Origin of the sequence: Tepidimonas sp. HKU78 (genome assembly GCF_049860815.1) — a bacterium.
Taxonomy (GTDB): domain Bacteria; phylum Pseudomonadota; class Gammaproteobacteria; order Burkholderiales; family Burkholderiaceae_C; genus Tepidimonas.
In genome coordinates this window covers 297,281-323,103 of sequence record NZ_CP187547.1, presented here as the reverse complement: position 1 = coordinate 323,103, position 25,823 = coordinate 297,281, and the positions used below count along the sequence as shown (strand labels likewise).

The following is a 25,823-nucleotide window of genomic DNA, read 5'->3' as shown; positions in this document are numbered from 1 at the left end:
GCGGGGGGGGGGGTGGCGCGGAAGCGGCAGTGGCAGTAAGATCGGGGTTGTCATTGACGTTTACGTCAACGTCAATCGACGCCCAGCGTCACCCCGATCCCCTGCCATGGCCAGCCACACCACCTACACCATCAGTGACTTGGCGCGCGAGTTCGACCTGACCACACGCGCCATCCGCTTCTACGAGGACATGGGGCTGCTGCAGCCCAAGCGCACCGGGCCGGGTGGGCGTAGCCGGGTGTACTCGGCGCGCGACCGCACGCGGCTCAAGCTCGTGCTGCGCGCCAAACGCCTGGGGCTGAGCCTGTCCGAGGCCAAAGAGCTGATCGACATGTATGACAGCCCGCGCGACACCGGACCACAGCTGCGAAAGTTTTTGCAGGTGCTCGCGGCGCACCGGCGCCAGATCGAGGACCAAATGGCCGATCTGCAGGCCACGCTGGATGAGATCAAGGTGCATGAGAAAGAAGCCCGCGCGCTGCTGGCCCGCTTGGATGACGGGTTGGCGGCGCCGGAAAAGGCGGCATAATTGACGTTTACGTAAACGTCAATCAGCACAGGAGACGAACCATGACCGACTTGCCCGGCCTCGACTTTCAGCTCGGCGAAGACATCGACGCGCTGCGCGACGCGGTGCGCGCCTTCGCCCAGGCCGAGATCGCCCCGCGCGCGGCCGAGATCGACCGCACCGACCAGTTTCCGATGGACCTGTGGCGCAAAATGGGCGAGCTGGGCGTGCTCGGCATCACGGTCGAGGAGGAGTACGGCGGCGCGGCCATGGGCTACCTCGCGCACATGATCGCGATGGAGGAGATCAGCCGCGCCAGCGCGTCAGTCGGGCTGTCGTACGGGGCGCACTCCAACCTGTGCGTCAACCAGATCCGCCGCAACGGCACCGAGGCGCAAAAGCGCCGCTACCTGCCCCAGCTGATCAGTGGCGAGCACGTGGGCGCGCTGGCCATGAGCGAGCCGGGCGCCGGCTCCGACGTGGTGAGCATGAAACTGCGCGCCGAGGACAAGGGTGGCTACTACGTGCTCAACGGCAGCAAAATGTGGATCACCAACGGGCCGGACGCCGACACCCTGGTCGTGTACGCCAAGACCGAGCCCGAGGCGGGCGCACGTGGCATCACCGCCTTCATCGTCGAAAAAGGCATGAAGGGCTTTTCGGTGGCGCAAAAGCTCGACAAGCTGGGCATGCGCGGCAGCCACACGGGCGAGCTGGTGTTCGACAACGTCGAGGTGCCGGCCGAGAATGTCCTGGGAGCGGTCAACGGCGGCGTCCAGGTGCTGATGAGCGGGCTGGACTACGAACGCGCCGTGCTGGCCGCCGGCCCCGTGGGCATCATGCAGGCCGTGATGGACAACGTGGTGCCCTACATCCACGACCGCAAGCAGTTCGGCCAGCCCATCGGTGAGTTCCAGCTCATCCAGGGCAAGGTAGCCGACATGTACACCACCCTGCAGGCGGCGCGCGCTTTTTTGTACACCGTGGGCAAGAACCTGGACCGCTTGGGCAGCGACCACGTGCGCCAGGTGCGCAAGGACTGCGCGAGCGTCATCCTGTGGTGCGCGGAAAAAGCCACCTGGATGGCGGGCGAGGGCATCCAGATCTTTGGCGGCAACGGCTACATCAACGACTACCCGATGGGTCGGCTGTGGCGCGACGCGAAGCTGTATGAAATCGGCGCTGGCACCAGCGAGATCCGCCGCATGCTCATCGGGCGCGAGCTGTTTGCGCAGACGATGTGACGCCCCGGATCTGTCATGATTCGGGGTGACACTGCCTCCGCCGGATCCCCCGCCATGCTGCCGCAACGCCTCGACTCGTCCCTGGCCTACGACATCGCCAAAGCGATGATCGATGGCTTCAACCGCCACTACCGGCTGTTCCGGGCCGAGTCGGCGCGTGCCAAGCACCGGTTCGAGACGGCCGACTGGGTGGGGCAGCAGCGCGCGCAGCGCGAGCGCATCGAGTTCTACGACATGCGCGTCAAGGAGTGCGTGACGCGCCTGGAGCGCGAATTCCATGCCTCGCAGCAGCCGATGGAGGTGTGGCAGCAGGTCAAGCTGCTCTACATCGGCATGCTGGTCGATCATCGTCAGCCGGAACTCGCGGAGACGTTCTTCAACTCCGTCACGACCAAGATCCTGCACCGCAGCTACTTCCAGAACGACTTCATCTTCGTGCGTCCCGCCATCAGCACGGAGTACATCGAGCCGGAAGACCCTCACAGCCACACCACCTACCGCTGCTACTACCCCCAGCGGCTGGAAGATCTCCAGCCCACACTGCAGCGCATGGTGGAAGACTTCGGCCTGCGCGTGCCGTTCGAGGATCTGGCGCGCGACATCGGCTACGTGCACGAGGCCATGCTGCCGCTGTTCGACCACCGCCGGCTGCGTGCCAATTTTCAGATCCAGGTGCTCGACAGCCTGTTCTACCGCAACAAGGGCGCGTACGCGGTGGGCAAGCTCATCAACGGCTTTCAAGAGCTGCCGTTCGCCCTGCCCATCCTGCACAACGAGCGCGGTCAACTCGTCATCGACGCGTTGCTGCACGGCGAAGACGATTTGCTGATGGTGTTCAGCTTCGCGCGGGCCTACTTCATGGTCGACATGGAAGTGCCCAGCGCCTACGTGCAGTTTTTGCGCAGCATGATGCCGCGCAAACCACGGGCGGAGTTCTACAACGCGCTCGGCTTGGCCAAGCAGGGCAAGACGCTTTTCTACCGCGACTTTCTCTACCACCTGCGGCACAGCACCGACCAGTTTCGCATCGCGCCCGGAATTAAGGGCATGGTGATGCTGGTGTTCGACCTGCCGAGCTTTCCGTTCGTGTTCAAGGTCATCAAGGACTACTTTCCGCCGCAGAAGGACACCACGCGTGAGCAGATCCGCGCCAAATACCAGCTCGTCAAACAGCACGACCGCGTGGGCCGCATGGCCGATACGTTGGAGTTTTCCGAGGTGGGGTTTCCGCGCGCACGCTTCAGCGACGAGCTGATCGCCGAGATCCAGAAATTCGCGCCCAGCCAGATCGAGATCGGTGACCGCAACGGGGATGGCAACATCGAAGTCGTGCTCAAGCACGTCTATATCGAGCGGCGCATGATCCCGCTCAACATCTACCTGCAGGAATGCTTCGACACCCTGCAGAAAGACCCGGGCAACACGGCGGTGCGCCAGCAGCTCGAGCACGCGGTCATCGAGTACGGCAACGCGATCAAAGACCTGGTGGCGGCCAACATCTTTCCTGGCGACATGCTGTGGAAGAATTTTGGTATCACGCGCCATGGCAAGGTCGTCTTCTACGACTACGACGAGATCGAATACCTCACCGACTGCAACTTCCGCCGTGTGCCGCCCCCGCGCGACGAAGACGACGAGATGAGCGGCGAGGTGTGGTACAGCGTCGGTCCGCGCGACGTCTTTCCCGAGACGTTTGGGCCGTTTCTGCTCGGCAACCCGATGGTGCGCGAGATTTTCATGCGCCACCACGCGGACTTGCTCGACCCCGCCTACTGGCAGGCGCACAAGGAGCGCATCCTCGCCGGCCACGTGCACGACGTCTTCCCCTACGAGCGCGAGCGCCGTTTCAGCGCGCAGCGCCGCGTGCCTCTGTCGCCCACGGCCGAGGCGGCTGCCTAGGACGTGGTTTCTCGTTCCCCACTGTCAGGAGTCTCAGCATGAGCCAAGCCGATCCGATCGTCATCGTCGGTGCCGCGCGCACCCCCATGGGCAGCTTCCAGGGTGATTTTTCAGCGCTCGCCGCGCACGACTTGGGGGCTGCCGCCATCCGTGCTGCCGTCGAGCGCGCGGGTATCGCCCCGGACGCCGTGGACGAGGTGCTGATGGGCAACTGCCTGATGGCTGGGCAGGGCCAAGCGCCTGCACGCCAAGCCGCGCTCAAGGCCGGACTGCCCAAGAGCGCGGGGGCCGTCACACTGTCCAAGATGTGCGGCTCGGGCATGCGCGCCGCCATGTTCGCGCACGACATGCTGGCCGCGGGTACCGCGGACGTGATGGTGGCGGGCGGCATGGAGAGCATGACCAACGCGCCGTACCTGCTGCTCAAGGGCCGTGGCGGCTACCGCATGGGACACGACCGTGTGTTCGACCACATGATGCTCGACGGCCTGGAGGACGCGTACGAGCCCGGGCGCAGCATGGGCACCTTCGGCGAGGAGTGCGCGGCCAAGTACCAGTTCACGCGTGAGCAGCAGGACGCCTTTGCCACCGAGAGCGTGCGCCGCGCCCAGCGTGCCGTGGCCGACGGCAGCTTCGCCGCCGAAATCACGCCGGTGACGGTCAAGGACCGCACGGGCGAGCGCGTGGTTGCCAGCGACGAGGGGCCAGGCAAGATCAAGCTCGACAAAATTCCCCAGCTCAAGCCAGCGTTCAAGAAGGACGGCACCATCACCGCGGCGTCGAGCTCGTCCATCAACGATGGGGCGGCAGCGCTGGTGCTGATGCGCGCCTCGACCGCGGCCCAGCGTGGCTGTCAGCCGCTGGCGCGCATCGTGGGCCACGCCATGCACGCGCAAGAGCCCAACTGGTTCACCACCGCCCCCGTGGGGGCCACGCGTAAGCTGCTGGCCAAGATCGGCTGGCAGGTCTCCGACGTGCGGCTGTGGGAGGTCAACGAGGCCTTTGCCGTGGTGCCGATGGCGCTCATGACCGAGCTGGGCATCTCGCACGACATCGTCAACGTCAATGGCGGTGCGTGCGCGTTGGGCCACCCGATCGGCGCCAGCGGTGCGCGCATCATGGTCACGCTGATGCACGCCCTGCGGGCGCGCGGCCTGAAGCGCGGCGTGGCCACGCTGTGCATCGGCGGGGGCGAGGCCACCGCGATCGCGATCGAAATGCTGTGACCGCTGCCGGGGCCGTGTGACGGCCCCTGGGCTGACACGCACCCACTGCCGGAGCCCCCATGCTGTTGACCGAAGACCAACGCCTGATCCGCGACGCGGTGCGCGCCTACGCACGCGAGCAACTCTGGCCCCACGCGGCGCGCTGGGACCGCGAGCACACGTTCCCGCGCGAAGCGCACCGGGGCCTTGCTGAGCTGGGCTGCTACGGCGTATGCGTGCCCACGGACTACGGCGGCGCGGGGCTGGACTACGTGAGCCTGGCGCTGGTGTTGGAGGAAATCGCCGCCGGCGACGGCGGCACCAGCACCGCCATCAGCGTCAACAACTGCCCGGTGTGCGCCATTTTGCTGCGCTACGGCAGCGAGGCGCAAAAGCAGCGCTGGCTGGTGCCCCTGGCGCAGGGGCAGATGCTGGGCGCGTTTTGCTTGACCGAGCCGCATGTCGGCTCGGACGCTGCGGCCTTGCGCACCACGGCACGGCGCGAGGGCGACACGTACGTGCTCGACGGGGTCAAGCAGTTCATCACCAGCGGCAAGAACGGGCAAGTGGCCATCGTCATCGCCGTCACCGACAAAGCGGCGGGCAAACGCGGGATGAGCGCCTTTTTGGTGCCCATCGACACGCCGGGCTACGTCGTGGCTCGTCTCGAAGACAAGGTCGGCCAGCACTCCAGCGACACGGCGCAGATCCGCTTGGACCAGTGCCGCATCCCCGCCGAGTACCGTATTGGCGACGAGGGCGAAGGCTACAAAATCGCACTGTCGGCGCTCGAGGGCGGGCGCATCGGTATCGCGGCGCAAAGCATCGGCATGGCGCGCAGCGCGCTCGAGGTGGCGATTGCCTACGCCAAGGAACGCGAGAGCTTCGGCCAGCCGATCTTCAACCACCAGGCCGTGGGCTTTCGCCTCGCCGAAGCAGCAGCGAGGCTGGAGGCGGCGCGCCAACTGACGTGGCACGCGGCAGCCATGCGGGATGCAGGTCAGCCCTGCCTCAAAGAAGCCGCGATGGCCAAGCTGATCGCGAGCGAAACCGCCGAGTGGGTGTGCTCCGCTGCCATCCAGACGCTGGGCGGCTATGGCTACGTGAGCGACTTCCCGGTCGAGCGCATCTGGCGCGACGTGCGTGTCTGCCAGATCTACGAGGGCACGAGCGACGTGCAGAAAATCCTGATCCAACGCGCGCTGGCGGCCGAGGGCTGACGGGCGCGCCTCGGGCGGGGTTGGCGCGCCGGTGCGGCAGCCGAAGATCGCTCCATCGTTCGTCGTATCATGATGCGGTGAACATCATCATCTTCGGGGCGGGCCGGGTGGGCGAGAGCGTCGCCGAAAGCCTGGTGTCCGAGCAAAACGACATCACCGTCATCGACCAGGACCCAGCGCGCGTGCGTGCGTTGGAGGAGCGACTCGACCTGCGGGGCGTGGTCGGCAACGGTATCCAGCCGTCGGTGTTGGCCGAAGCGGGCGCCAAAGACGCCGACATGCTCATCGCTTGCGCGGCGCAGGACGAATCGAACCTGGTCGTGTGCAAGATCGCGCACGACGTCTTCCAAGTGCCCACGACGATCGCGCGCTTGCGCTCGCCCGAGTTCGAAGAAGGCAGCGACTTGTTGGGCAAAAGCGGCTTTGCGGTGGACCACGTCATCTGCCCCGAAGAGTCGGTGATGCGCTATATCCACCAGCTCATCGACTACCCCGAGGCGTTGCAGGTGCTGGAGTTTGCCGATGGCCGCGCGAGCCTGATCGCGGTGCGGGCCACGGCGGGCAGTGCTTTGGTCGGGCACACCATCGGCGAGTTTCGGGCCTTGTTCCCGCATGCCGAAATGCGCGTGGTCGCGCTGTACCGGCTCGACGCCGAGATGGACCCGGAGCCGCATACCCGCATCCTGCCGGGCGACGAAGTGTTCATCCTGGCGGCGGGTGACAAAATCCGGCTCGTGCTGCAGGCGCTGCACGCGCGCGACAAGCCGGTGCAGCGGCTCATGATCGCTGGCGGCGGCAAGGTCGGGCTGCGGCTGGCCCGCTCCCTGGTCGGGCAGTGCGAGGTCAAGATCATCGAGAGCAACCCCCGGCGCTGCGAGTACCTGGCCAGCCAACTGCCCTCCAGCACGCTGGTGTTGCAGGGCGACAGCGTGGACGAAGCGCTGCTGGAAGAGGAAAACGTCGCCGACATGGACCTCTTCCTCGCGCTGACCAACGACGACGAGGACAACATCATGTCGGCCATGCTGGCCAAGCGGCTGGGCGCGCGCCGGGTGATGGCCCTGATCAACCGCCGCGCGTATGCCGAGATGATGCAGGGCAGCGCCATCGACATCGCGGTGTCGCCCGCGCAGACGGTGATCGGCGAGCTGCTGGCGCATGTGCGCCGCGGCGACGTGGTGGCGGTGCACAGCCTGCGCCGCGGCGCCGCCGAGGCGCTGGAGGGCGTGGCACGCGGCGACGTCAAGACGTCCCGGCTGGTCGGCCGGCGGGTGGAGGAAATCCGCCTGCCCAAGGGCGCGCGCATCGGCGCCATCGTGCGCGGCGAGGGGCGCGATGCCGAGGTGCTGATGCCGCACCACGACACGCTGATCCGCACCGACGACCACATCGTCATCTTCATCCCCCACAAGCGCCTGGTGCGCGAGGTGGAAAAGCTGTTCCAGGTCGGGGCGACCTTCTTCGGCTGACGCCCGCGGCCCGCACCGCTCATCCGCACGCATGCAATCCCTCAGCCCCGCGCTCTACGTCTTTTCGCATGTGCTGATGGCCTTTGCCGTGGCTTTCGGGGTGCCGATGGCGTGGGCCTGGTTCCACGACGATCTGACGCACGAGCTGCAGTGGGCCGCGTGCGCGGGGCTGACCTTGGCCAGCGGCGCGGTGCTGTGGCTGATCACGCGCTCGCGCCGGCGCGAGCTGATGCCGCGCGACGGCTTTTTGCTGGTCAATCTGGTGTGGCTGGTGCTGCCGGCGTACTCCGCCGTGCCGCTGATGCTGATGGTGCCCGGCATCACTTGGCACCACGCCTATTTCGAGGCCATGAGCGCGCTGACCGCCACCGGCGCCACGGCGCTGTCCGGGCTGGAGCGCTTGCCAGTGTCGATCAACATCTGGCGTTGCTTTTTGCAGTACGTGGGCGGACTGGGCGTGATGCTGCTGGTGGTGGCGGTGCTGCCCATGCTGGGCCTGGGGGGCATGCAGCTCTACAAGGCCGAGACGCCCGGCCCCATGAAGGATGCCCGTCTGACCCCCCGCATCGCCGAGACCGCGCGCGGACTGTGGGGGGTGTACTTCGGTTTTTCGGTGCTGTGCCTGCTGGCCTACCGCTGGGCCGGCATGGGCTGGGCCGATGCCTTCATGCACATGTGCTCGACCATGGGCTTGGCGGGGTTTTCGTCCTACGACGCCAGCATCGGCCACTTCCAGTCCGCCGCGGTGGAGTGGGTGGCCGTGGTGTTCATGGCGCTGGCGGGCATCAGCTTTCTGCGTTACTTCATGGTCCTGCGCGGGATGACGCTGCGCCCGCTGTGGAACGACCACGAAATCCGCACCTACGCCATCGTGCTGGCAGCCTCCATCGCGCTGGTGACGCTGATGCTGCTGGCCGAAGGGGTGTACGCCGACGGGCCGACGGCCGTGCGGCAGGCGGCCTTCCATGTGCTGTCGCTGGCCACGACCACCGGCTACGCCACGACGGACTATATGCAGTGGCCGGTGTTCATCCCCGTGTTCCTGTTGTTTTTGGGGGCCTTCGTGTCGTGCGCCGGGTCCACCGGCGGCGGGATCAAGATGGTGCGCATGGTGCTGCTGGTCAAGCAGGCGCGGCGCGAGCTGGTGCGCATCATCCACCCGCATGTGGTCAATCCGGTCACGCTGGGGGGGCAGGCCGTGCCGGCGCAGGTGATGGCGGCGGTGCTGGGCTTCATGCTCTTCTACGGTGCCGCAACCATGGGGCTGACGTTTTTGCTGCTGCTGTCGGGGCTGGATCTGGTGACGGCCTTCTCGGCCGTGGTGGCGACGGTCAACAACATCGGCCCCGGCCTGGGCGAGGTCGGCCCCGCCGGCAACTACGGCGGGTTGTCGCCGTTTCAGTTGTGGGTGCTGAGCTTTGCGATGCTGCTCGGGCGGCTGGAGCTGCTGAGCGTGCTGGTGCTGTTCACGCGGGCGTTTTGGCGGCGGTGAGGGGATCAGTGCCCGCCCAGCATCCAACCGCCCGCCGCGTACACCCCCACCAGCGCCCACACCGGCACCCGGCCGCTGCGCAGCAGCGCCAGGGCGGCGGCTGCGGCCACGGCCGTCGCGACCCCATGGATGGCGGCGTGGGCCGCGTGGGCGAGGGCGGCGGCCAGCAGCCCGGCCACGCCCGCGTGCACGCCCTCCAGCATGGGCCGCAGCCGCGGAGACTGGCACCAACGGGTCCAGCCGGGCAGGGTGCCGGCGAGCACCAGAAAAGCCGGGGCGTAGATGGCCAGCAGGGCCACGGTGGCGCCGGTCCAGCCGCCCAGGGGTGGCGTCAGGGCGGCGCCCACATAGCTGGCGATGGTCAGCATGGGTCCCGGCATGGCTTGTACCGCGCCATAGCCGGCCAGAAAGGTCTCTGCGCCGATCCAGCCAGGGCCCACCACTTCCGCCTGGATCAGCGGCAGCACCACATGACCCCCGCCGAAGATGAGCGCCCCGATGCGGTAGAACGCATCAGCCACGGGCCACCACCCGCCAGGGGCCCAAGCCGCCAGCATGGGCAGAACGGCCAGGCCCGCGCCGAACAGGCCCAGCCAGACGGCGCCCGCCCGGCGCCCGATGTCCACGGCCAAGGGGCTGGCAGGGGGTGCCCATCCCTGGCGGAAGGCCCACGCGCCAAAGCCGGCGCTGAGGGCGATCAGCACCGGCTGGGCCCAGGCGCTGGGCCACACCCAGGCGGCAACGCCCACGGTCGCGGCCCAGGCCAACCGCCGGCCGCCGGGGGCGTAGCTGCGTGCCATGCCCCAAACGGCATGGGCCACCACGGCGACGGCGGCCAGCATCAGGCCCTGCAGCAGACCCGGGGGCACGCGCGCGCCGGGGGCTGGGCCCGCCAGCCACAGCGCCAGCGCGGCCATTGCGATGGCCGAGGGCAGCGTGAAGCCGATCCACGCCGCCAGCGCCCCGGCGTAGCCCTGCCGCAGCAGCCCCAGCGCCATGCCCACCTGGCTGCTGGCCGGTCCGGGCAGCACCTGGCACAGCGCGACCAGATCACCGTAGGCCCGCGCATCCAGCCAGGCGCGGCGCTGCACGAATTCGCGCCGGAACACCTCCAGGTGCGCCACCGGACCGCCAAAGCTGGTCAGGCCCAGGCGCAGGAACAGCAGGGCGATGGCAAGGCACTCGCGGGCACGGTCGCGCGGGGACATGCCGCGATCATGCCCGATCGCCGGCGGCGGTCAGTACTGCTTGTAGGGCAGGAACTTGCCCGACAGCACGACGTGCACGCGGTCGCCCTTGGGATCGGGCTCGCGCGTGATGTCCATGCTGAAGTCGATCGCGCTCATGATGCCGTCGCCGAATTCCTCGTGGATCAGCTCCTTGATCGTCGTGCCGTACACGCTCACGATCTCGTACCAGCGGTAGATCAGCGGGTCGGTCGGCACCTGGGTCGGCAGCGAGCCCTTGTAGGGCACGACCTGCAGCCACTTCTGCTCCTCGGCGGTCAGGCCGAAGATCTTGCCCAGGGCCTTGGCCTGCTCGGGCGTGGCGGTCATCTGGCCCAGGCACAGCGCCGTGGTCCATTCCTTGGACTGGCCAACCTTCTTGGCCACGTCCTCCCACTTCAGGCCCTTGGCGACCTTGGTGGAGATGATCTTTTCGGTGACGTCATTGCGGTTCATGGAAGCTCCTTGCAGGGTGGGTGGGGTCAGTGCGCCTTGGCGCGCGAGACGAGGAAATCGACGATGTGGTTGCGCAGCTCGTAGTAGCCGGGCAGGTGGTGCAGCCCGGCGCGGGTCCGATCGCGCGGCAGCGGGTTGGCCACCACCTCGGTGATGCCGCCGGGCCGGTAGCCCGCGGGCGTGTCGGCGCCGTTGCTCATGAGCAGGATGCGGTCGGCCAGCAGGATGGCCTCGTCCACGTCGTGGGTGATCATGAACACCGTCTGCTGCGTCTGGCGCACGATGGCCATCAGCTCGTCCTGGATCGTGCCGCGCGTCAGCGCATCGAGCGCGCCGAAGGGCTCATCCAGCAGCAGCATCTTGGGCTGGATGGCAAAGGCCCGGGCGATGCCGACGCGCTGCTTCATGCCGCCCGAGAGCTGGCTGGGCTTCTTGTCGATCGCGTGGCTCAGGCCCACCAGGGCCACGTACTTTTCGACGTGTTCGTTCACCTGAGCGGCTTTCCAGTCTGGCCAGCGCGACTCCACGGCGAAGGCGATGTTCTTACGCACCGTGAGCCAGGGCATCAGCGCGTGGCCCTGGAACACCACGCCACGCTCCAGGCTGGGGCCGAGCACCTCGCGCCCGTCCATGAAGACGTGGCCCGCGGTGGCCGTGTCCAGCCCGGCCAGCACGTTCAGGATGGTCGTCTTGCCGCAGCCGGAGTGGCCGATGATGCAGACGAACTCGCCCCGCTCCAGGCCGAACGACACGTCCGCGAACACCGGCCGGGCCGGGTGGTAGGCCTTGCTCAGGCCCTCAATCTGCAGGAAAGGGGTCATGACTTACTCCACATAGGTCACCGCCTTCTGCAGCAGACCGAACATCTGGTCGAGCAGCATGCCGACCACGCCGATGGTCAGGATGGCGAAGATCACGTTCGGCAGGCTGAGGTTGTTCCACTCGTTCCAGACGAAGTAACCGATGCCCGTGCCGCCGACCAGCATTTCGGCCGCGACAATCACCAGCCAGGCGATGCCCATGCTGATGCGCATGCCGGTCAGGATGGTGGGCGCCGCGGCCGGCAGGATCACGCGGAAGGCCTTGCGCAGCGGCGACACCTCCAGCGTGGCCGCCACGTTGAGCCAGTCGCGCTTGACCGAGGCGACGCCGAAGGCGGTGTTGATCAGCATCGGCCAGACCGAGCAGATGAAGATCACGAACACGCCACTGACGTTGGAGTCCTTGAGCGTGTAGAGCGCCAGCGGCATCCACGCCAACGGGCTGATGGGCTTGAGCACCTGGATGAAGGGGTCGAGTGCCTTGCGCATCAGCGGCGACATGCCGATGACGAAGCCCAGCGGCAGCGCCACCAGCACCGCCAGCCCGAAGCCCATGGCCACGCGCCCCAGCGAGTGCAGCAGCTGCAGGCCGATGCCCTTGTTGTTGGGCCCACGGTCGAAGAACGGGTCGGACAGGTGCCGCCACGAGGCTTCGGCCACCGCCATCGGACTCGGGAAGCCGCCGCTCTTCTGCGCCTGTGTCTCCGGGTCCTTGCCCATCATGCGCAGGTACTCCAGCTCCTCCGCCGACAGGTTGGCGGTGGCGGCGGCCGGGGTGCCGGCACCGCCCCCCGTGGCCAGCTGCCACATGCCCAGCACAGCGACGAGCAGCAGCAGCGACACCAGCGCCGCGCGCAGGTTCGGGTAGGTCGACCGCATGGCTCAGGTCCTCCGGATCGCGAAGCCGCGCAGGTACTCGTCCGGCTTGGCGGGGTCGAACTCCTTGCCCATGATGGTGTGCTTGCGGTAGCCGGGTCCCTCGGTGACGGGCTGGCGCAGGTCCTTCATGTGCTTGCGCGCGTCGGTCAGCAGGAAGACGCGCTCGGCGATCTGGCGGTAGTTCACGTCGCCCTTGATGTAGCCCCAGCGCTTCATCTGGGTCAGCATCCACACCGCCATGCTCTGCCACGGCATGGGGTCGAAGTCGGCGCGGTCGGGCACCGTCTTGATGCCGCCCAGGCCATCGGCAAAGCGCCCGGTCAGCACTTGCTGAAGCACGATCTCGGGCTGGTTCAGGTACTGGGTGGGCGCGATCACCTTGGCGATGAGTTCGCGGTTCTTGGCCTCGCGCGCCATCGCGGCGGCCGTCAGCACCGCGCGGAACAGCGCCGCGAAGGTGTTCGGGTTCTGCTGGATGAATTCCGTGCTGGTGCCGAAGGCGCAGCAGGGGTGGCCGTTCCAGAGGTCCTTGGTGAGCAGGTGGATGAAGCCCACCTCCTCGAACACCGCGCGCTGGTTGAACGGGTCGGGGCCCAGGAAGCCGTCGATGTTGCCGGCGCGCAGGTTGGCCACCATCTCGGGCGGCGGCACCACGCGGATCTGGATGTCCTTGTCAGGGTCCAGCCCAGCCTCCGCCACGTAGTAGCGCAGCAGGAAGTTGTGCATCGAGTACTCGAAGGGCACGGCGAACTTGAACCCCTTCCAGTCCTTCGGGTCCCGCTTGTCCTTGTGCTTGAGCGCCAGGGTGATGGCCTGGCCGTTGGTGTTCTGGATGGTGGCCACGTTCATGGGCGTGGCGTTGGAGCCCAGGCCCAGGCTGATGGCCAGCGGCATCGGCGACAGGAAGTGCGTCGCGTCGTACTCCTTGTTGAGCATCTTGTCGCGAATCAGCGCCCAGCCGGCGGTCTTGACCACCTCGACGTTCAGGCCCTGGCGCTGGTAGAAGCCCAGCGGGTGCGCCATGATCAGCGGCGTGGCGCAGGTGATGGGGATGAAGCCGATCTTCAGGTCCTTCTTCTCCAGCGCGGCCTTCTCCTGCGCCATGGCCTGCAGGCTGGCCAGCGGCACGACGCTGGAGATGGCCGCCATCGCCGTGCCCTTGCCCACCGCGCGCAGGAAGCGCCGGCGCATCGCGTCCTGCGGGAACAGGGCCTTGACCAGCGCGGCCTCGATGAACTGGTTGGCGTATTCGGCGAAATCGGTCGACTCGCTGCGCTGGCGCAGGGTGGCCGCGGCGTCGGCGCGCGCGGCTTCCTCCTGCTGGTGTTCGGCGACCGTGTGATCCCGGCCGCAACGGCACTTCAGCATCAGCGGGCGGTCGGCGTCGTAGGGATCGAAGTACTGGGTCATGGCACACCTCCGTGGTTGGGGATGCGCCATTCCATGCAAGCGGCGGGCCGGGGCGTGCCCGTCTGGCAGCTTGTGCTGCAAATCGCCGACGGTTCTTCGATTTCGTGTAGGGCTGGCCCTACATCGCCGGGCGAGGTGGGGTCGGTGGGGGGGCTGCGGCGGTGCTTCAGGGGCGGGCCGCGCCGCGGGCGAGCCGCTCGGCCAGCAGCGCGAGCTCGACATCGTTGCGCGCGCCGGTCTTTTCCAGCACGCGGGCCCGGTAGGTGCTCACGGTGTTGGCGGCCAGGCCCAGACGCGCACCAATCTCGCTCACGCTCAGCCCTTGCGAGAGCAGGCGGAACACCTGGTGCTCGCGGTGCGAGAGCGCCTCGGTGCCCTGACGCGGTGCGTGGCCCCCCACCGAGGCGGCCAGCGCCTCCGCCGTCGCGGGCGTGACGTAGAGGCCGCCGCCGGCGACTTTGCGCACGGCCGCCACCATGTCGTCGGGGTCGGCGCCCTTGTTCAGGTAGCCCGCCGCGCCCAGGCGGATGCAGCGCACCGCGTACTGGCGCTCCGGGTAGGTGCTGAGCATCAGCACCGGCAGCCCCGGCCGCTCGCGCTTGAGCACCTGCAGCACGTCCAGCCCGTCGCGGCCGGGCAGGGCGATGTCGAGCAGCACGGCGTCGAAGGCCTCGCCGTCGGCCGCGTCGCGCACCCGGGCCAGCACCTCGTCGCCGGTGGTGGCTTCGGCGGTGACCGCGATGTCCTCGGCCTCGGCCAGCACCTGTTTCAGGCCCTCGCGCACGATGCGGTGGTCGTCGCCGATCAGCACGCGCAGCGGCTTGAGCGTGCTCATGCCCGGGCCTCCGCCGCCCCCGCCGGGCGCAGCGCCGCCGCAGGTACCTCCAGGGTCAGCGTGCAGCCCTGCCCGGGTGCGCTGTGCAGGAACAGTCGGCCGCCCAGGTGCCGGGCGCGCTCGCGCATGCCCAGGATGCCGTAGGCCTGCGGCGACTCGAACACGCGCGGATCGGCCCCGCGGCCGTCGTCGCGGACCTGCAGGTGCAGGCCGGCGTCGCCGAAGCCGATGCGCACCTGCAGGGTGCGCGCCTGGGCATGGCGCCCCACGTTGCTCAGCATCTCCTGAAAGATGCGGAACACCGCCATCGCCGCCGCCTCGGGCGGATCGGCCTCCGTTGCCACGTCCATGCTCCAGTCCAGGGTCAGCTCCGCCGTGGCGGCAAATTCCTGCGCCTGCCACTCCAGCGCGGCCCACAGGCCCTGGTGGTCCAGGATGCTGGGCCGCAGGTCGTTGATCAGCCGCCCCACGTTGTCCACGGCGGACTCGATCAGCCGGCTCATGTTCTGGCACTTGCAGCGCAGCCGCTCGCGCATGCGCTCGGCCTCGTCGGGCTGGCGCGCTCCCTGCTCCGACAGGCGCTTGTCCATCCAGTTGACGTCCATCTTCAGCGCCACCAGCAGGCTGCCCAGTTCGTCGTGGATCTCGCGCGCGATGCGGGTGCGCTCCTCCTCCCGCACGCGTTCGGAGTGGATGGCCAGCTCCCGCAACTGCTGCAGGGCGGTCTGCAACTCGGCGGTGCGTTCGCGCACGCGCGCCTCCAACTGCGCCTTGGCGTCATGCAGCGCAGCCTCGGCCTGCTTGCGCGCCGTGATGTCGACAAAGGTGATGACGGCCCCCCGGATCAGCGTGCCGTCCTGGATCGGGTAGCTGGTGTATTCCACCGGGAAGGCGCTGCCGTCGCGGCGCCAGAACACCTCGGTGTCGATGCGGCAGGGCAGCCCCTGCCGGAATGCGTTGAAGATGGGACAGCGATCGACCGGGTAGGGGTGTCCCGACGCATCGGAATGGTGCGTCAGGTCGTGCATGTTCAGGCCCAGCACCTGCTGCGGCGTGTCAAAACCGAGCAGGCGGGTGCCGGCCTGGTTGATGAAGACGCAGGCGCCGTCCAGATCGATGCCGAAGATGCCCTCGCCGGTCGACTCGAGCAGCAGGCCCAGGCGCTCGTACCACGCGTGCGGCGCAGGCGCGGCAGCGGGCGGCGGCGGGAGGGAGGCGGCAACGGCCATGCCTGCCAGCATGCAAGGGCCGTGCCACCGGCCCGTCAACGCAGCGACGAACCGCGCAACTCGCGCACGTCGAGCTCGCTCACGGGCGGCGCCTGGTTGCCCCAGCGCGCGCGGATATGGGTGATCACGGCAGCCATCTGGGCGTCGTTCAGTTCCAGCACGTAGGGTGGCATGCCGAAGGGCTGCGGGTGGCCCCGCGTGGCGACGCCGAAGCCGCCGTTGAGCACCATCTGCACCAGGTTGGCCGGGTTGCCCAGGGTGACGGCGCGGTTGCCGGCCAGGGGGGGGTAGGCCCAGCCGCCGTCCGCGCCGCGCATGCCTTCGCCCTGTTCGCCGTGGCACTGGGCGCAGTACTGTCGGTACACGGCAGCGCCGTCGGCGCGCAGCAGGGTGGGCTCCGCGCTCGCCGCCGGGGCCGGCTGGCGCGGCAGCGCTTGCAGATGAAGCGCCATGGCGCGCAGGTCCTCGTCGCGCCAGTGCTGGGTGCTGTGCAGCACCACCTCGGCCATGGGGCCATGCACCGCGGCGTCGCGCGCGCGGCCGTCGCGGAACAGGCGCACCACCTCGTCCACCGTCCAGTCCTGCACGCCCGCCTCGGCCGGGTCGTTGAGCGAGGGGGCGTACCAGTTCTGCACCGGGATCAGGCCGCCCGCCAGGCCCAGCATGTCGTTGCTGCCGCCCAGGGTGCCGCGCGTGGCGTGGCAGGCGCTGCAGTGGCCCAGGCCGCGCACCAGGTAGGCGCCGCGCTCGGCGGTGACGCCCACCGGCGCGGTGGCGGTGGAGGCCGCCTCGGCGGGGCGGAAGTAGAGCGCCCGCCACACCTTCAGCGCCGCCTGCGTGCCGTAGGGCCAGCGCAGCGCATGGTCGGGTGGCGCCCCGTCGACAGGCGGCAGGCTCATCAGGTAGGCGAATAGGGCGTCGCTGTCAGCCCGGGTGATGTGCGTGGTGTTGTTGTACGGAAAGGCCGGCGTGAGCCAGCGCCCGTCGCGTGATTGCCCGTGGTGCAGCGCGCGCCAGAAGTCGGCGGCGGTCCAGCCCTGCAGGCCGCCCGCGCCCGGCGTCAGGTTGCTGCTGTAGACCAGACCGAACGGCGTGGGAATGGCGCGGCCCCCGGCGTAGGGCGTACCGCCCCGGGCGGTGTGACAGGTCTGGCAGTTGCCCAGGGTGGCCAGGTAGCGCCCGCGTTCCACCGTCGCGGCATCGGTGGCGGGCGGGTCGGGGCGCGACACCTCGACCGGGCGGGCGGGCCACAGCAGCCAGGCCGCCGCCAGCACCAGCAGGCTGGCCGAAGCGGCCAGCGCGGCCCTGGCCCGGGTGTTCCAGCGGTGCAGGGATCGGCTCATCGCCCCCCTCCTGCCGCCGCGGTGGCCGGCGTGCGCAGCGGGCCGCAGGCCATGGGCAGTGGGCCGCCCGGGGTGTCGGGCCGGGTGTCGGCGGGCAGCGGCTGGCTGGCCAGCCAGCCCGCCACGGCGGCCACGTCCTCCGGGCCCAGCCGCTCGGCGATGGTGTGCATGCAGTCCGGTGCGTGGGCCCGGCGCAGGCCAGTGCGCCAGGCGCCCACTTGCGCCGTCAGATAGTCGCGTGGCAGGCCGAGCAGGCCGGGCACGTGGGGCTGCCGCCCGGTCAGGCGGGCGCCGTGGCACTGGATGCAGGCCGGCACGCCCAGCGCCGCATCGCCCTGGCGGGCCAGCCGTTCGCCGCGGGCGCGCTCCGCCGGCGTCTGGCGCACGGCCGTCGGCGGCGGGTAGGGCAGGTTCAGCCCGGCAAAGTGCTCGGCGATGGTCCAGAGGTAGGCGTCATCGAGCGGATCCACCATCTGCACCATGAGCCGGTAGTGCCGGCGCCCTTCGCGGAAGTTGAGCAACTGGTGGTAGAGGTAGCCGGCCGGCTTGCCGGCGATGCGGGGGTAGTAGCCGTCGGGGGCGGCACGGCCCTCGGCGCCGTGGCAGACCGTGCAGGCCTGAAGGCGCTGCGCCAGCGTGTCCTCGAAGGGGCGGGCGGGAGGCGGAGCGGCGTGGGCGGTGGTCAGGAGGCACAGGCCGGCGGCGGCCAGGCCGCGTCGCCATGCCCGTGCCCAGGCGGTCAGGGTCTCCATGCCCCAATTGTCGCCGCGACCGGGCGACTTCGCCGCGGCTCAGCCCACCGCCTGGTCCAGCGCCTGGTCGATGTCCCAGAGGATGTCCTCGACGTCCTCGATGCCCACCGACAGCCGGATCATGTCCGGGCCGACGCCGGCCGCGGCCAGTTCGGCGGCGCTGAGCTGGCGGTGCGTGGTCGACGCCGGGTGGATGACCAGGGTCTTGGCGTCGCCGATGTTGGCCAGGTGGCTCAGGAACTCGCAGGCGTCGATGAAGTGCTCGCCCGCACGGGCCGGGTCGTCGGCGCGGATGCCGAAGCTGAGGATGCCCGAGCAGCCGGGCGCGCCGTCGATGGCGCGGAACTGCTGGCGGGCCAGCGCGTGGTCGGGCGAGTCGGGCAGGCCGGGGTAGTTGACCCAGGCCACGCGCGGGTGCTCGGCCAGGTGCTGCGCCACCCGCAGCGCATTGCGGCAGTGGGCCTGCATGCGCAGGTGCAGGGTCTCGATGCCCTGCAGCAGCAGCCACGCGTTCAGTGGCGACAGGCAGCCGCCGAAGGTGCGGTTGACTTCCATGCGCGCCTTCATGGTGTAGCCGAAGTCGCCGAAGGTCTCGTAGAACTTCACGCCGTGGTAGGCGGCGCTGGGCTCCAGCATCTCGGGGAACTTCTCGCGCGTGCCGGGCGCCCCCCAGTCGAAGCGGCCCGACTCCACCACGAGCCCGCCCATGGTGGTGCCGTGCCCGCCGAGGTACTTGGTGGCGCTGTGCACCACGATGTCCGCCCCGAACTGGAACGGGTTGCACAGGTAGGGGCTGGCCACGGTGTTGTCGATCACCAGCGGCAGGCCGTGCTCGTGCGCCACGCGGGCTACCGCGGCGATGTCGAGCACGTTCAGGCGTGGGTTGCCGATCGTCTCGCCATAGAGGGCGCGAGTCTGGGGCCGGATCGCGCGGCGGAAGTTCTCCGGGTCAGACGGGTCGACGAAGGTGGTCTCGATACCCAGCCGCCGGAAGCCCACGCCCAACTGGCCCACGGTGCCACCGTACAGCGTGGAGGCGGCGACGATGTGGTCCCCGGCCTTGAGAATGGCCAGCAGCGCCGTCATCTGCGCGGCCATGCCGCTGGCGCAGGCCAGCGCCGCCCGACCGCCTTCCAGCGCGGCGACGCGCTCCTCCAGCACCGCCACGGTGGGGTTGGAGATGCGGCTGTAGACGTTGCCGAAGGTCTGCAGGTTGAACAGGCTGGCGGCGTGCTCCGCGCTGTCGAACACGAAGCTCGTCGTCTGGTGGATGGGGGTGGCGCGCGCGCCGGTCACCGGGTCGGGGATGGCGCCGGCGTGGATGGCGCGGGTGCCGAAGCCGAAGTCGTGGTCTGCCATGGGGTCGTCTCGTCGCGTGCGCCGGGTCGGCGCGTCAGGGGGCCTCAGTAGGGCAGCTGGTGGGGCCGCTTGGCCGAGATCACGCGGGTGTTCACCCCCGCCCAGTTGAGTCCGCCGAACAGGCGGGCGTGCTCGATCTTGACGCAGCGGTCCATCACCACGTCCAGCCCGGCGGCGCGGGCCCGGGCGGCGGCGGCCTCGTTCACCACGCCGAGCTGCAGCCACAGGCAGCGTGCGCCAATGGCGATGGCCTCCTCGGCAATCGGCGGGATGTCGTCGCTGCGGCGGAAGCAGTCCACCATGTCGATGCGCTCGCCGCGCTCGGCCAGGGCCTGTGCAGCGGCCGTCACGCTGGGGTAGCAGCGTTCGCCCAGGATTTCGGTCGCTCCGGGGTTGACAGGCACGATGCGATAGCCGTGCGCCTGCATGTACTTGGCGGCGAAGAAGCTCGGCCGGTGCCACTGCGGCGACAGGCCGACCACGGCCAGGGTGCGGCAGCTCGCAAGGATGCGGCGCAGATCGGCGATGGTGCTCATGGCGCCAGTGTAGGGCAGCGCGGGGCCTTGTGGATGTGCCGGGCGCACGTCCGGGTGTGCAGGAAAACCGCCACAATCATCCACCATCCGCCCACGTGCATCCGTTCCCATGAGCGTCCGTCCCATCCTCAAGATGGGTGACCCGCGCCTGCTGCGTGTCGCCCGGCCCGTCACCGACTTTGGCGCCCCCTTCCTGCCGGCGCTGCTGCAGGATCTGCGCGACACCATGGCCGCCGCCAACGGCGCCGGTCTGGCGGCCCCGCAGATCGGGGAGGACTGGCAGGTGGTGATCTTTGGCACGGGCCGGCCCAACCCGCGCTACCCCGAAGCCCCGCCCGTGCCGCCCACCGTGCTCATCAATCCGGTGATCGAGCCGCTGGGCGATGAACAGGAGACGGACTGGGAGGGCTGCCTCTCGGTGCCGGGCCTGCGCGGCCGGGTGCCGCGGTTCCGGCGCATCCGCTACCGCGGCTTTGACGCACACGGCCGCCCGCTCGAACGCGAGGTCGAGGGCTTCCACGCCCGGGTGGTGCAGCACGAATGCGACCACCTGATCGGGCGGCTGTACCCGACGCGCATGACGGACCTCACGCAACTGGGCTATGTGGACGTGCTGTTTCCGGGGCTGCCCGATACGCCGGATGATTGACCGGATCGGCTGGCGCTGCGGCCGGTGTCAGAACCCAGGCAACACGGCGCCCTTGAACTCGGTGAGGATGAACTGCCGCACCGGCTCCGACTGATAGGCCTTGACGAGCTTGGACACCCACGGCTTGTCCTTGTCCTGCTCGCGCACGGCGATCAGGTTCACGTAGGGGCTCTTGGCGCTCTCCTGGGCGATGGCATCGCGCCCCGGGTGCAGGCCGGCGGGCAGGGCGTAGTTGGTGTTGACCGCAGAGGCGTCCAGATCGTCCAGCGAGCGCGCCAGTTGGGCGGCATCCAGTTCGACAAAGCGCAGCTTCTTGGGATTGCTCACCACATCCAGTGGGGTGGCTTTCAGACCCGCCTCCGGCCGCAGCTTGATCAACCCCTTGTCCTGCAGCACCAGCAGCACCCGCCCGCCGTTGGTCGGGTCGTTCGGGATGCCGAAGCGCGCGCCCTCCTTTAGATCCTCCAGTCGCTTGACCTTCTTGGAGTAAATGCCTATCGGGAAGTTGACCGTGTAGCCCACCGGGACAAACTTGTAGCCGCGGTCCTGGATCTGCTGGTCCAAGTAGGGCTTGTGCTGATAGCTGTTGGCGTCCAGGTCGCCCGCCGCCAGCGCGGCATTGGGCTGCACGTAGTCGCTGAACTCGATGATCTGGATCTTCAGGCCGTCTTTCTCGGCGACCTTCTTGACCTGCTCGAAGATCTGCGCGTGCGGCCCGGCCGTCACGCCGATCTTGAGGGGCTTGTCCTGCGCCAGCGCGGGGCCGCCGACGGACCATGCCACGGCCAGGGCGACGGCGGATTGAAGCAAGTGACGTTTTTGCATGAATGACCTCTTGTCGGAAAAAAGAAGGGTGAAAAATCCAGCTCAGCGGTGGCTCAGGCGCCGCACCAGCCAGTCGCCTGCGCTCTGAACCGCCTGCACGAACACGATCAGCACCAGCACCACGGCAGCCATCACCTCGGGCATGAAGCGCTGGTAGCCGTAGCGGATGCCCAGGTCACCCAGGCCGCCACCGCCGATGGCGCCGGCCATTGCGGAATAGCCCGTCAGGCTCACCAGCGTGATCGTCAGGCCGGCCACAATGCCGGGCACGGCCTCGGGCAGCAGCACCTTGAAGACGATCTGCGTATGGGTGGCCCCCATCGCCTGCGCCGCCTCGATCAGGCCGGCGTCCACCTCGCGCAGCGAGGCCTCCACCAGCCGCGCGATGAAGGGGGCCGCCGCCACGGTCAGGGGCACGACAGCCGCGGCCGTGCCGATCGAGGAACCCGTCAGCAGCCGCGTCAGCGGGATGATCGCCACCAGCAGGATGATGAACGGCGTGGAGCGCACGGCATTGACCAGTGCGCCGACGGTGCGGTTGAAGGCCGCGTTTTCCATCACGCCGCCCCGATCCGTCAGGCGCAGCAGCACGCCCAGCGGAATGCCGAGCACGGCACCGGCCAGGCCCGACAGGCCGACCATCACCAGCGTCTCGCCCAGCGAATCGACAAACAGCTCGATCAGCGCAGGGGGAAAGTGGGTCGAGAGCCACTCAGCCATGGGCCACCTCCTGCACGCGCAGGCCGGCACCCTGCAGGTGGCGCACCGCAGCCTGCAGCGATTCCTGCGCGCCGCGGGCCAGCACCGCCAGGTTGCCGAAGGGCCGCCCCTGCACCTCGTCGATCTGCCCGTGCACGATGTGGAGGTCCAGGCCGAAGCGCCGCACCAGGTCTGCGATCAGGGGCCGGTCTGACGATTCGCCGGCAAAGCTCACGCGCCACAGCCGGGTTCCGGCCCCGTCCGCCCGGATCAGTGCGCGCACGCGCGCCAGCACCGCCGGCGGCAGCTCGCTGGGCATCACCTCGTCCAGCAGGCGCCGTGTCACGTCATGCCCCGGCTGGCTGAACACCGCCAGCGTGTCGCCCTGCTCCACGATCTCGCCTGCTTCCATCACCGCCAGCCGGTGCGCCACCTGCTTGATCACCTGCATCTGGTGTGTGATCAGCACGATGGTCAGGCCCAGCTCGCGGTTGATCTCGCGCAGCAGGCCCAGGATGGCGCGCGTGGTCTCGGGATCCAGCGCCGAGGTGGCCTCGTCCGACAGCAGCACCTTGGGCTGATTGGCGAGCGCCCGGGCGATGCCCACGCGCTGCTTCTGCCCGCCGCTGATCTGCGCCGGGTAGCGCTGCGCCAGCCCCGCCAGTCCGACCAGCTCCAGCAGCGGCATGACGCGGGCGCGGATCGCCTCGCGCGACAGCCCGGCCAGCTCCAGCGGCAGGGCGACGTTGTCGTACACCGTGCGCGACGACAGCAGGTTGAAGTGCTGGAAGATCATGCCGATCTCCCGCCGGGCGGCGCGCAGCGCCGCCGCGTCCAGTTGCGTCAACGCCTGGCCGGCCACGGTGACCGTGCCTTCGGTGGGGCGGTTGAGCAGGTTGATTGTGCGCACCAGCGAGCTCTTGCCCGCGCCGCTGCGGCCGATGATGCCGAACACCTCGCCCGGCTGCACCGTCAGGTTCACGCCGCGCAGGGCATGGACGCGTCCGCCGGCGCTGTCGTACCAATGGTGGATACCCCGCAGTTCGATCATGGTCAGCGCTTCGTGTAGATCTGATCGAACGAGGCGCCGTCGGCGAAGTGCGTGCGCGTGGCTTGGGCCCAGCCGCCAAAGGCCTCGTCGATAGTGAACAGCGGCAGACGCGGGAACTGCTGGGCGTGTTTGGCCAGCGCCTGCTGCGAGCGCGGTCGGTAGAAGTGGCGGCCGATGATGTCCTGGGCTTCGTCGGTGTACAGGAAGCGCAGGTAGGCCTCGGCAACCTTGCGCGTGCCTTTGCGGTCCACGATCTTGTCCACGACCGTGACAGGTGGCTCGGCCAGGATGCTCAGCGACGGAACGACAATGTCGAAGCGGGTGCCGAATTCCTTTTCCAGCAGGTAGGCTTCGTTCTCCCAGGCGATCAGCACATCGCCCTGCTGGCGTTGCGCGAAGGTGATGGTCGAGCCCCGTGCGCCGGTGTCCAGCACCGGGACGTTGCCATACAGTTTGGCAACGAATTCGCGGGCCTTGGCGTCACTGCCGTACTTGCGCTTGGCGTACTCCCAGGCGGCCAGGTAGTTCCAGCGCGCGCCCCCCGATGTCTTGGGGTTGGGCGTGATCACCTTCACGTCGGGCCGGATCAGGTCATCCCAGTCCTTGATGCCCTTGGGGTTGCCCTGGCGCACCACCAGCACGATGGTCGATGTGTACGGCGCTGAGTTGTGCGGCAGGCGCTTTTGCCAGTCCTTGGGGATGAGCTGCCCGTGCTCGTTCAGCGCGTCGATGTCGCCGGCCAGCGCCAGGGTGGCCACGTCTGCCTCCAGCCCGTCGATGATGGAGCGCGCCTGCTTGCCGGAGCCGCCGTGCGACTGCCGGATGGCGACGTCCTGACCCGTCTGTGCCTTCCAACCACGAGCGAAGGCGGCGTTGAGGTCGACGTACAGCTCGCGCGTGGGGTCGTACGAGACGTTGAGCAGGATGATCGGGGGGCGGGGCTGGGCCAGCGCGGGAAGGGTCGCACCGATGCCCGGCAGCAGCGCCAGGATCGGGAGCAGTTGGCGGCGGTGCATGTCGGCAACTCCTTGAAATGTCCTCGGACGGCATGTTGCTGGCTTTTTAAAATAAATGGAACCAATATATTTCTATTTATAAATAACCAATTGATCTTTCGAGGCGGACCATCTTCCCCCACAATGCCGCCGCCATGCCGTCTCCGTCGCCCCGCCCGGTCGATCCCTGTCCCTGCGCACGCCTCGACGCCCGCGGCCGCGCCCGTTCGTACGCCGCGTGTTGCGGTCCCCACCGCGAGCCCGGCGCCGCGGTGCCGGCCCCCGACGCCGAGGCGCTGATGTGTTCGCGCTACACGGCCTTCGTGCGCGGGGATGTGGCGCACCTGCTGGCCACCTGGCACGCGAGCACGCGGCCCGCGGAGCTGACGCTGGAGCCCGCGGTGACGTGGCTCGGGCTGGAGGTCAGACGCCACCGCGCTCTCGACGCCGACCGCGCCGAGGTGGAGTTCGTGGCTCGCTCGCGCGTGGCGGGCCGCGGCCAGCGCCTGCACGAGGTCAGCCGCTTCGTGCGCGAGGGCGGGCGCTGGTTCTACGTGGACGGCGACGTGCGCTGAGGCCCCGCCGCCTGTCGGAACGCCGCCGGCGTCAGCCCGGTCCAGGCCTTGAAGGCGCGGATGAAGCTTTTTTCGTTGTCGAAGCCCACGTGGGCAGCGATGCGCTTGACGGGCCAGCGCGTGCGCAGGAGGTGCTCGGTGGCCAGGTCGCGCCGCACCTGATCCTTCAGGTCCTGCACGCTCGTGCCGGCCTCGTGCAACTGCCGCTGCAGCGTGCGCACCGAGACGTGCAGCGCATCGGCCAGCCGCTTAGCGCTGGCGCCGTCCGGGTGGCTGCGCAGCCAGGTGCGCGCGCGTTCGACCAGCAGGCGGTCGCGGCGGTCCGGGTGCACCATCAGCGCCACAGCCCGCTGCAGCATCGCGCGCAGGGCGGCCTCGTCGCGCCGCAGCGGCTGGTCCAGGTAGGCCGCGTCAAAGGTGACGACCGTCTGCGTGGCGTCAAAGCCCACGTGCGCGCCGGGGAACAGCACCGCGTAGGCGTCGGCATGCCGCGGTGCGGGGTAGGCGAAGGCCGCCTCGCGCAACCCGATGCGTGAGTCGATGAACCAGGCCGCCAGGCCGAGCGCGTTGCGCAGCAGCGAGACGTGGGCGAACTCGCGGGTGGTGGCGCGTTCCGTGGCATCGGCGATGTCCGCGCCCGGCGCGCGCTGTTCGGTCAGACGCAGTGTGGCGGTGTCGCCGGTGCGCTCCAGCGTCAGCGTCACGTCATCGGTCAGCAGGCGGTGGTGGCGGCACCAGCGCGCCAGCGCCAGTCCCAGATCGGGTGCGGTCAGCGAGGCCCGCGCCAGCATGCCGTAGCTGCCCCAGGGCAGCCGGCGCGAGAACCAGCCCAGCGCCTCGTCGTCCAGTTCGCGCATGGCGTGGGCGCTCAGGCGCTCGAAGGGCAGGCTGGTGAGGCGGGCGTCCGGGGCGGCCAGCGCGGCCTCGTCCAGCCCCGCCGCTGCCAGCGCCGCCGCGGCCGACTGTCCGCGGCGGCCATACGCAGCCACGATGGCCTGCGCGAAAGCAGCCGGCGTAGCGGCCACCGGCGCCGGCCGGGATGGTGCGGGGGAAGGGGAGCGAAATCGCGACGCCATTGGCGCATTCTGCAACCATTCGGGCGGGTTTGCCCGCTGGCCGGCGCGCCCGTGCGGCGGGACAATCGCG

General features: G+C 69.1%; 25 protein-coding genes. 9 read left to right on the top strand and 16 right to left on the bottom strand.

Features of this window, described 5'->3' with window-relative positions; translation table 11 throughout:
* Positions 1–106: 106 nt before the first annotated feature.
* From ACPYIS_RS01640 to ACPYIS_RS01610, 7 genes are all read left to right on the top strand, one after another.
* On the top strand, positions 107–529 hold the full coding sequence (locus ACPYIS_RS01640; protein WP_299020759.1) for a MerR family transcriptional regulator: 423 nt from the start codon (positions 107–109) through the stop codon (positions 527–529).
* 41 nt (positions 530–570) lie between these two features.
* A complete protein-coding gene (locus ACPYIS_RS01635; RefSeq protein ID WP_424858657.1) occupies positions 571–1,752 on the top strand; it encodes an isovaleryl-CoA dehydrogenase in 1,182 nt (393 codons plus the stop codon).
* Between the two features lie 54 nt (positions 1,753–1,806).
* Entirely contained in the window at positions 1,807–3,651 is a 1,845-nt protein-coding gene (gene aceK / locus ACPYIS_RS01630) for a bifunctional isocitrate dehydrogenase kinase/phosphatase (protein WP_299020756.1), read from the top strand.
* A gap of 38 nt (positions 3,652–3,689) precedes the next feature.
* A complete protein-coding gene (locus ACPYIS_RS01625) occupies positions 3,690–4,877 on the top strand; it encodes an acetyl-CoA C-acyltransferase (RefSeq protein ID WP_424858658.1) in 1,188 nt (395 codons plus the stop codon).
* A gap of 59 nt (positions 4,878–4,936) precedes the next feature.
* Positions 4,937–6,076, top strand: a complete 1,140-nt coding sequence (locus tag ACPYIS_RS01620) for an acyl-CoA dehydrogenase family protein (protein WP_299020752.1) — start codon at positions 4,937–4,939, stop codon at positions 6,074–6,076.
* 77 nt (positions 6,077–6,153) lie between these two features.
* Complete coding sequence (trkA, locus tag ACPYIS_RS01615; RefSeq protein ID WP_424858659.1) at positions 6,154–7,545, top strand: Trk system potassium transporter TrkA; 1,392 nt, start codon at positions 6,154–6,156, stop codon at positions 7,543–7,545.
* Between the two features lie 31 nt (positions 7,546–7,576).
* The gene (locus ACPYIS_RS01610) at positions 7,577–9,037 is read left to right on the top strand and encodes a TrkH family potassium uptake protein (RefSeq protein ID WP_424858660.1); all 1,461 of its coding nucleotides are present in this window, start codon (positions 7,577–7,579) and stop codon (positions 9,035–9,037) included.
* Positions 9,038–9,042: 5 nt separating this feature from the next.
* Here the strand turns inward: ACPYIS_RS01610 and chrA are convergent, their stop codons facing one another.
* The 11 genes from chrA to ACPYIS_RS01555 all read right to left on the bottom strand — a co-directional run bounded on the left by chrA (position 9,043) and on the right by ACPYIS_RS01555 (position 19,883).
* The gene (gene chrA / locus ACPYIS_RS01605; RefSeq protein ID WP_424895185.1) at positions 9,043–10,245 is read right to left on the bottom strand and encodes a chromate efflux transporter; all 1,203 of its coding nucleotides are present in this window, start codon (positions 10,243–10,245) and stop codon (positions 9,043–9,045) included.
* A gap of 30 nt (positions 10,246–10,275) precedes the next feature.
* The gene (gene cynS / locus ACPYIS_RS01600) at positions 10,276–10,719 is read right to left on the bottom strand and encodes a cyanase (RefSeq protein ID WP_068606946.1); all 444 of its coding nucleotides are present in this window, start codon (positions 10,717–10,719) and stop codon (positions 10,276–10,278) included.
* A 26-nt stretch (positions 10,720–10,745) separates the two neighbouring features.
* On the bottom strand, positions 10,746–11,540 hold the full coding sequence (locus ACPYIS_RS01595; protein ID WP_425973785.1) for an ABC transporter ATP-binding protein: 795 nt from the start codon (positions 11,538–11,540) through the stop codon (positions 10,746–10,748).
* A 3-nt stretch (positions 11,541–11,543) separates the two neighbouring features.
* Positions 11,544–12,419: a nitrate ABC transporter permease gene (gene ntrB / locus ACPYIS_RS01590; protein ID WP_068606942.1), complete on the bottom strand. Its 876-nt coding sequence runs from the start codon at positions 12,417–12,419 to the stop codon at positions 11,544–11,546.
* A 3-nt stretch (positions 12,420–12,422) separates the two neighbouring features.
* On the bottom strand, positions 12,423–13,829 hold the full coding sequence (locus tag ACPYIS_RS01585) for a CmpA/NrtA family ABC transporter substrate-binding protein (RefSeq protein ID WP_424895187.1): 1,407 nt from the start codon (positions 13,827–13,829) through the stop codon (positions 12,423–12,425).
* 166 nt (positions 13,830–13,995) lie between these two features.
* A complete protein-coding gene (locus ACPYIS_RS01580; RefSeq protein ID WP_424895188.1) occupies positions 13,996–14,664 on the bottom strand; it encodes a response regulator in 669 nt (222 codons plus the stop codon).
* Complete coding sequence (locus ACPYIS_RS01575; protein WP_424895189.1) at positions 14,661–15,893, bottom strand: PAS domain S-box protein; 1,233 nt, start codon at positions 15,891–15,893, stop codon at positions 14,661–14,663. Before ACPYIS_RS01575 ends, ACPYIS_RS01580 begins: the two co-directional genes overlap by 4 nt.
* Positions 15,894–15,928: 35 nt before the next feature.
* Positions 15,929–17,236, bottom strand: coding sequence for a c-type cytochrome (locus ACPYIS_RS01570; protein ID WP_424858666.1), 1,308 nt, complete (start codon positions 17,234–17,236; stop codon positions 15,929–15,931).
* On the bottom strand, positions 17,233–17,988 hold the full coding sequence (locus ACPYIS_RS01565) for a c-type cytochrome (protein ID WP_424858667.1): 756 nt from the start codon (positions 17,986–17,988) through the stop codon (positions 17,233–17,235). Before ACPYIS_RS01565 ends, ACPYIS_RS01570 begins: the two co-directional genes overlap by 4 nt.
* Positions 17,989–18,027: 39 nt before the next feature.
* Positions 18,028–19,347 (bottom strand): O-acetylhomoserine aminocarboxypropyltransferase/cysteine synthase family protein, encoded by a 1,320-nt coding sequence (locus ACPYIS_RS01560; protein ID WP_068606930.1) that lies wholly within the window; start codon positions 19,345–19,347, stop codon positions 18,028–18,030.
* A 44-nt stretch (positions 19,348–19,391) separates the two neighbouring features.
* Complete coding sequence (locus ACPYIS_RS01555) at positions 19,392–19,883, bottom strand: CoA-binding protein (protein WP_068606928.1); 492 nt, start codon at positions 19,881–19,883, stop codon at positions 19,392–19,394.
* A 109-nt stretch (positions 19,884–19,992) separates the two neighbouring features.
* On the opposite strand from ACPYIS_RS01555, the gene ACPYIS_RS01550 reads away from it, so the two are divergent.
* A complete protein-coding gene (locus ACPYIS_RS01550; RefSeq protein WP_333709159.1) occupies positions 19,993–20,532 on the top strand; it encodes a peptide deformylase in 540 nt (179 codons plus the stop codon).
* A gap of 27 nt (positions 20,533–20,559) precedes the next feature.
* On the opposite strand, the gene ACPYIS_RS01545 is transcribed toward ACPYIS_RS01550, so the two are convergent.
* From ACPYIS_RS01545 to ACPYIS_RS01530, 4 genes are read right to left on the bottom strand one after another with little or no spacing between them, the layout of a single operon-like run.
* On the bottom strand, positions 20,560–21,357 hold the full coding sequence (locus tag ACPYIS_RS01545; protein ID WP_068606925.1) for a MetQ/NlpA family ABC transporter substrate-binding protein: 798 nt from the start codon (positions 21,355–21,357) through the stop codon (positions 20,560–20,562).
* A gap of 42 nt (positions 21,358–21,399) precedes the next feature.
* A complete protein-coding gene (locus tag ACPYIS_RS01540) occupies positions 21,400–22,077 on the bottom strand; it encodes a methionine ABC transporter permease (RefSeq protein WP_068606923.1) in 678 nt (225 codons plus the stop codon).
* On the bottom strand, positions 22,070–23,107 hold the full coding sequence (locus tag ACPYIS_RS01535; RefSeq protein ID WP_068606921.1) for a methionine ABC transporter ATP-binding protein: 1,038 nt from the start codon (positions 23,105–23,107) through the stop codon (positions 22,070–22,072). Before ACPYIS_RS01535 ends, ACPYIS_RS01540 begins: the two co-directional genes overlap by 8 nt.
* Positions 23,108–23,109: 2 nt before the next feature.
* The gene (locus ACPYIS_RS01530) at positions 23,110–24,123 is read right to left on the bottom strand and encodes a sulfate ABC transporter substrate-binding protein (protein WP_424858668.1); all 1,014 of its coding nucleotides are present in this window, start codon (positions 24,121–24,123) and stop codon (positions 23,110–23,112) included.
* Between the two features lie 134 nt (positions 24,124–24,257).
* Here ACPYIS_RS01530 and ACPYIS_RS01525 point away from each other — a divergent pair, with 134 nt between their 5' ends.
* A complete protein-coding gene (locus tag ACPYIS_RS01525) occupies positions 24,258–24,677 on the top strand; it encodes a YchJ family protein (RefSeq protein WP_424858669.1) in 420 nt (139 codons plus the stop codon).
* On the opposite strand, the gene ACPYIS_RS01520 is transcribed toward ACPYIS_RS01525, so the two are convergent.
* Positions 24,653–25,753 (bottom strand): AraC family transcriptional regulator, encoded by a 1,101-nt coding sequence (locus ACPYIS_RS01520; RefSeq protein ID WP_424858670.1) that lies wholly within the window; start codon positions 25,751–25,753, stop codon positions 24,653–24,655. The two genes, ACPYIS_RS01525 and ACPYIS_RS01520, sit on opposite strands and share 25 nt — an antisense overlap.
* Positions 25,754–25,823 lie beyond the last annotated feature (70 nt).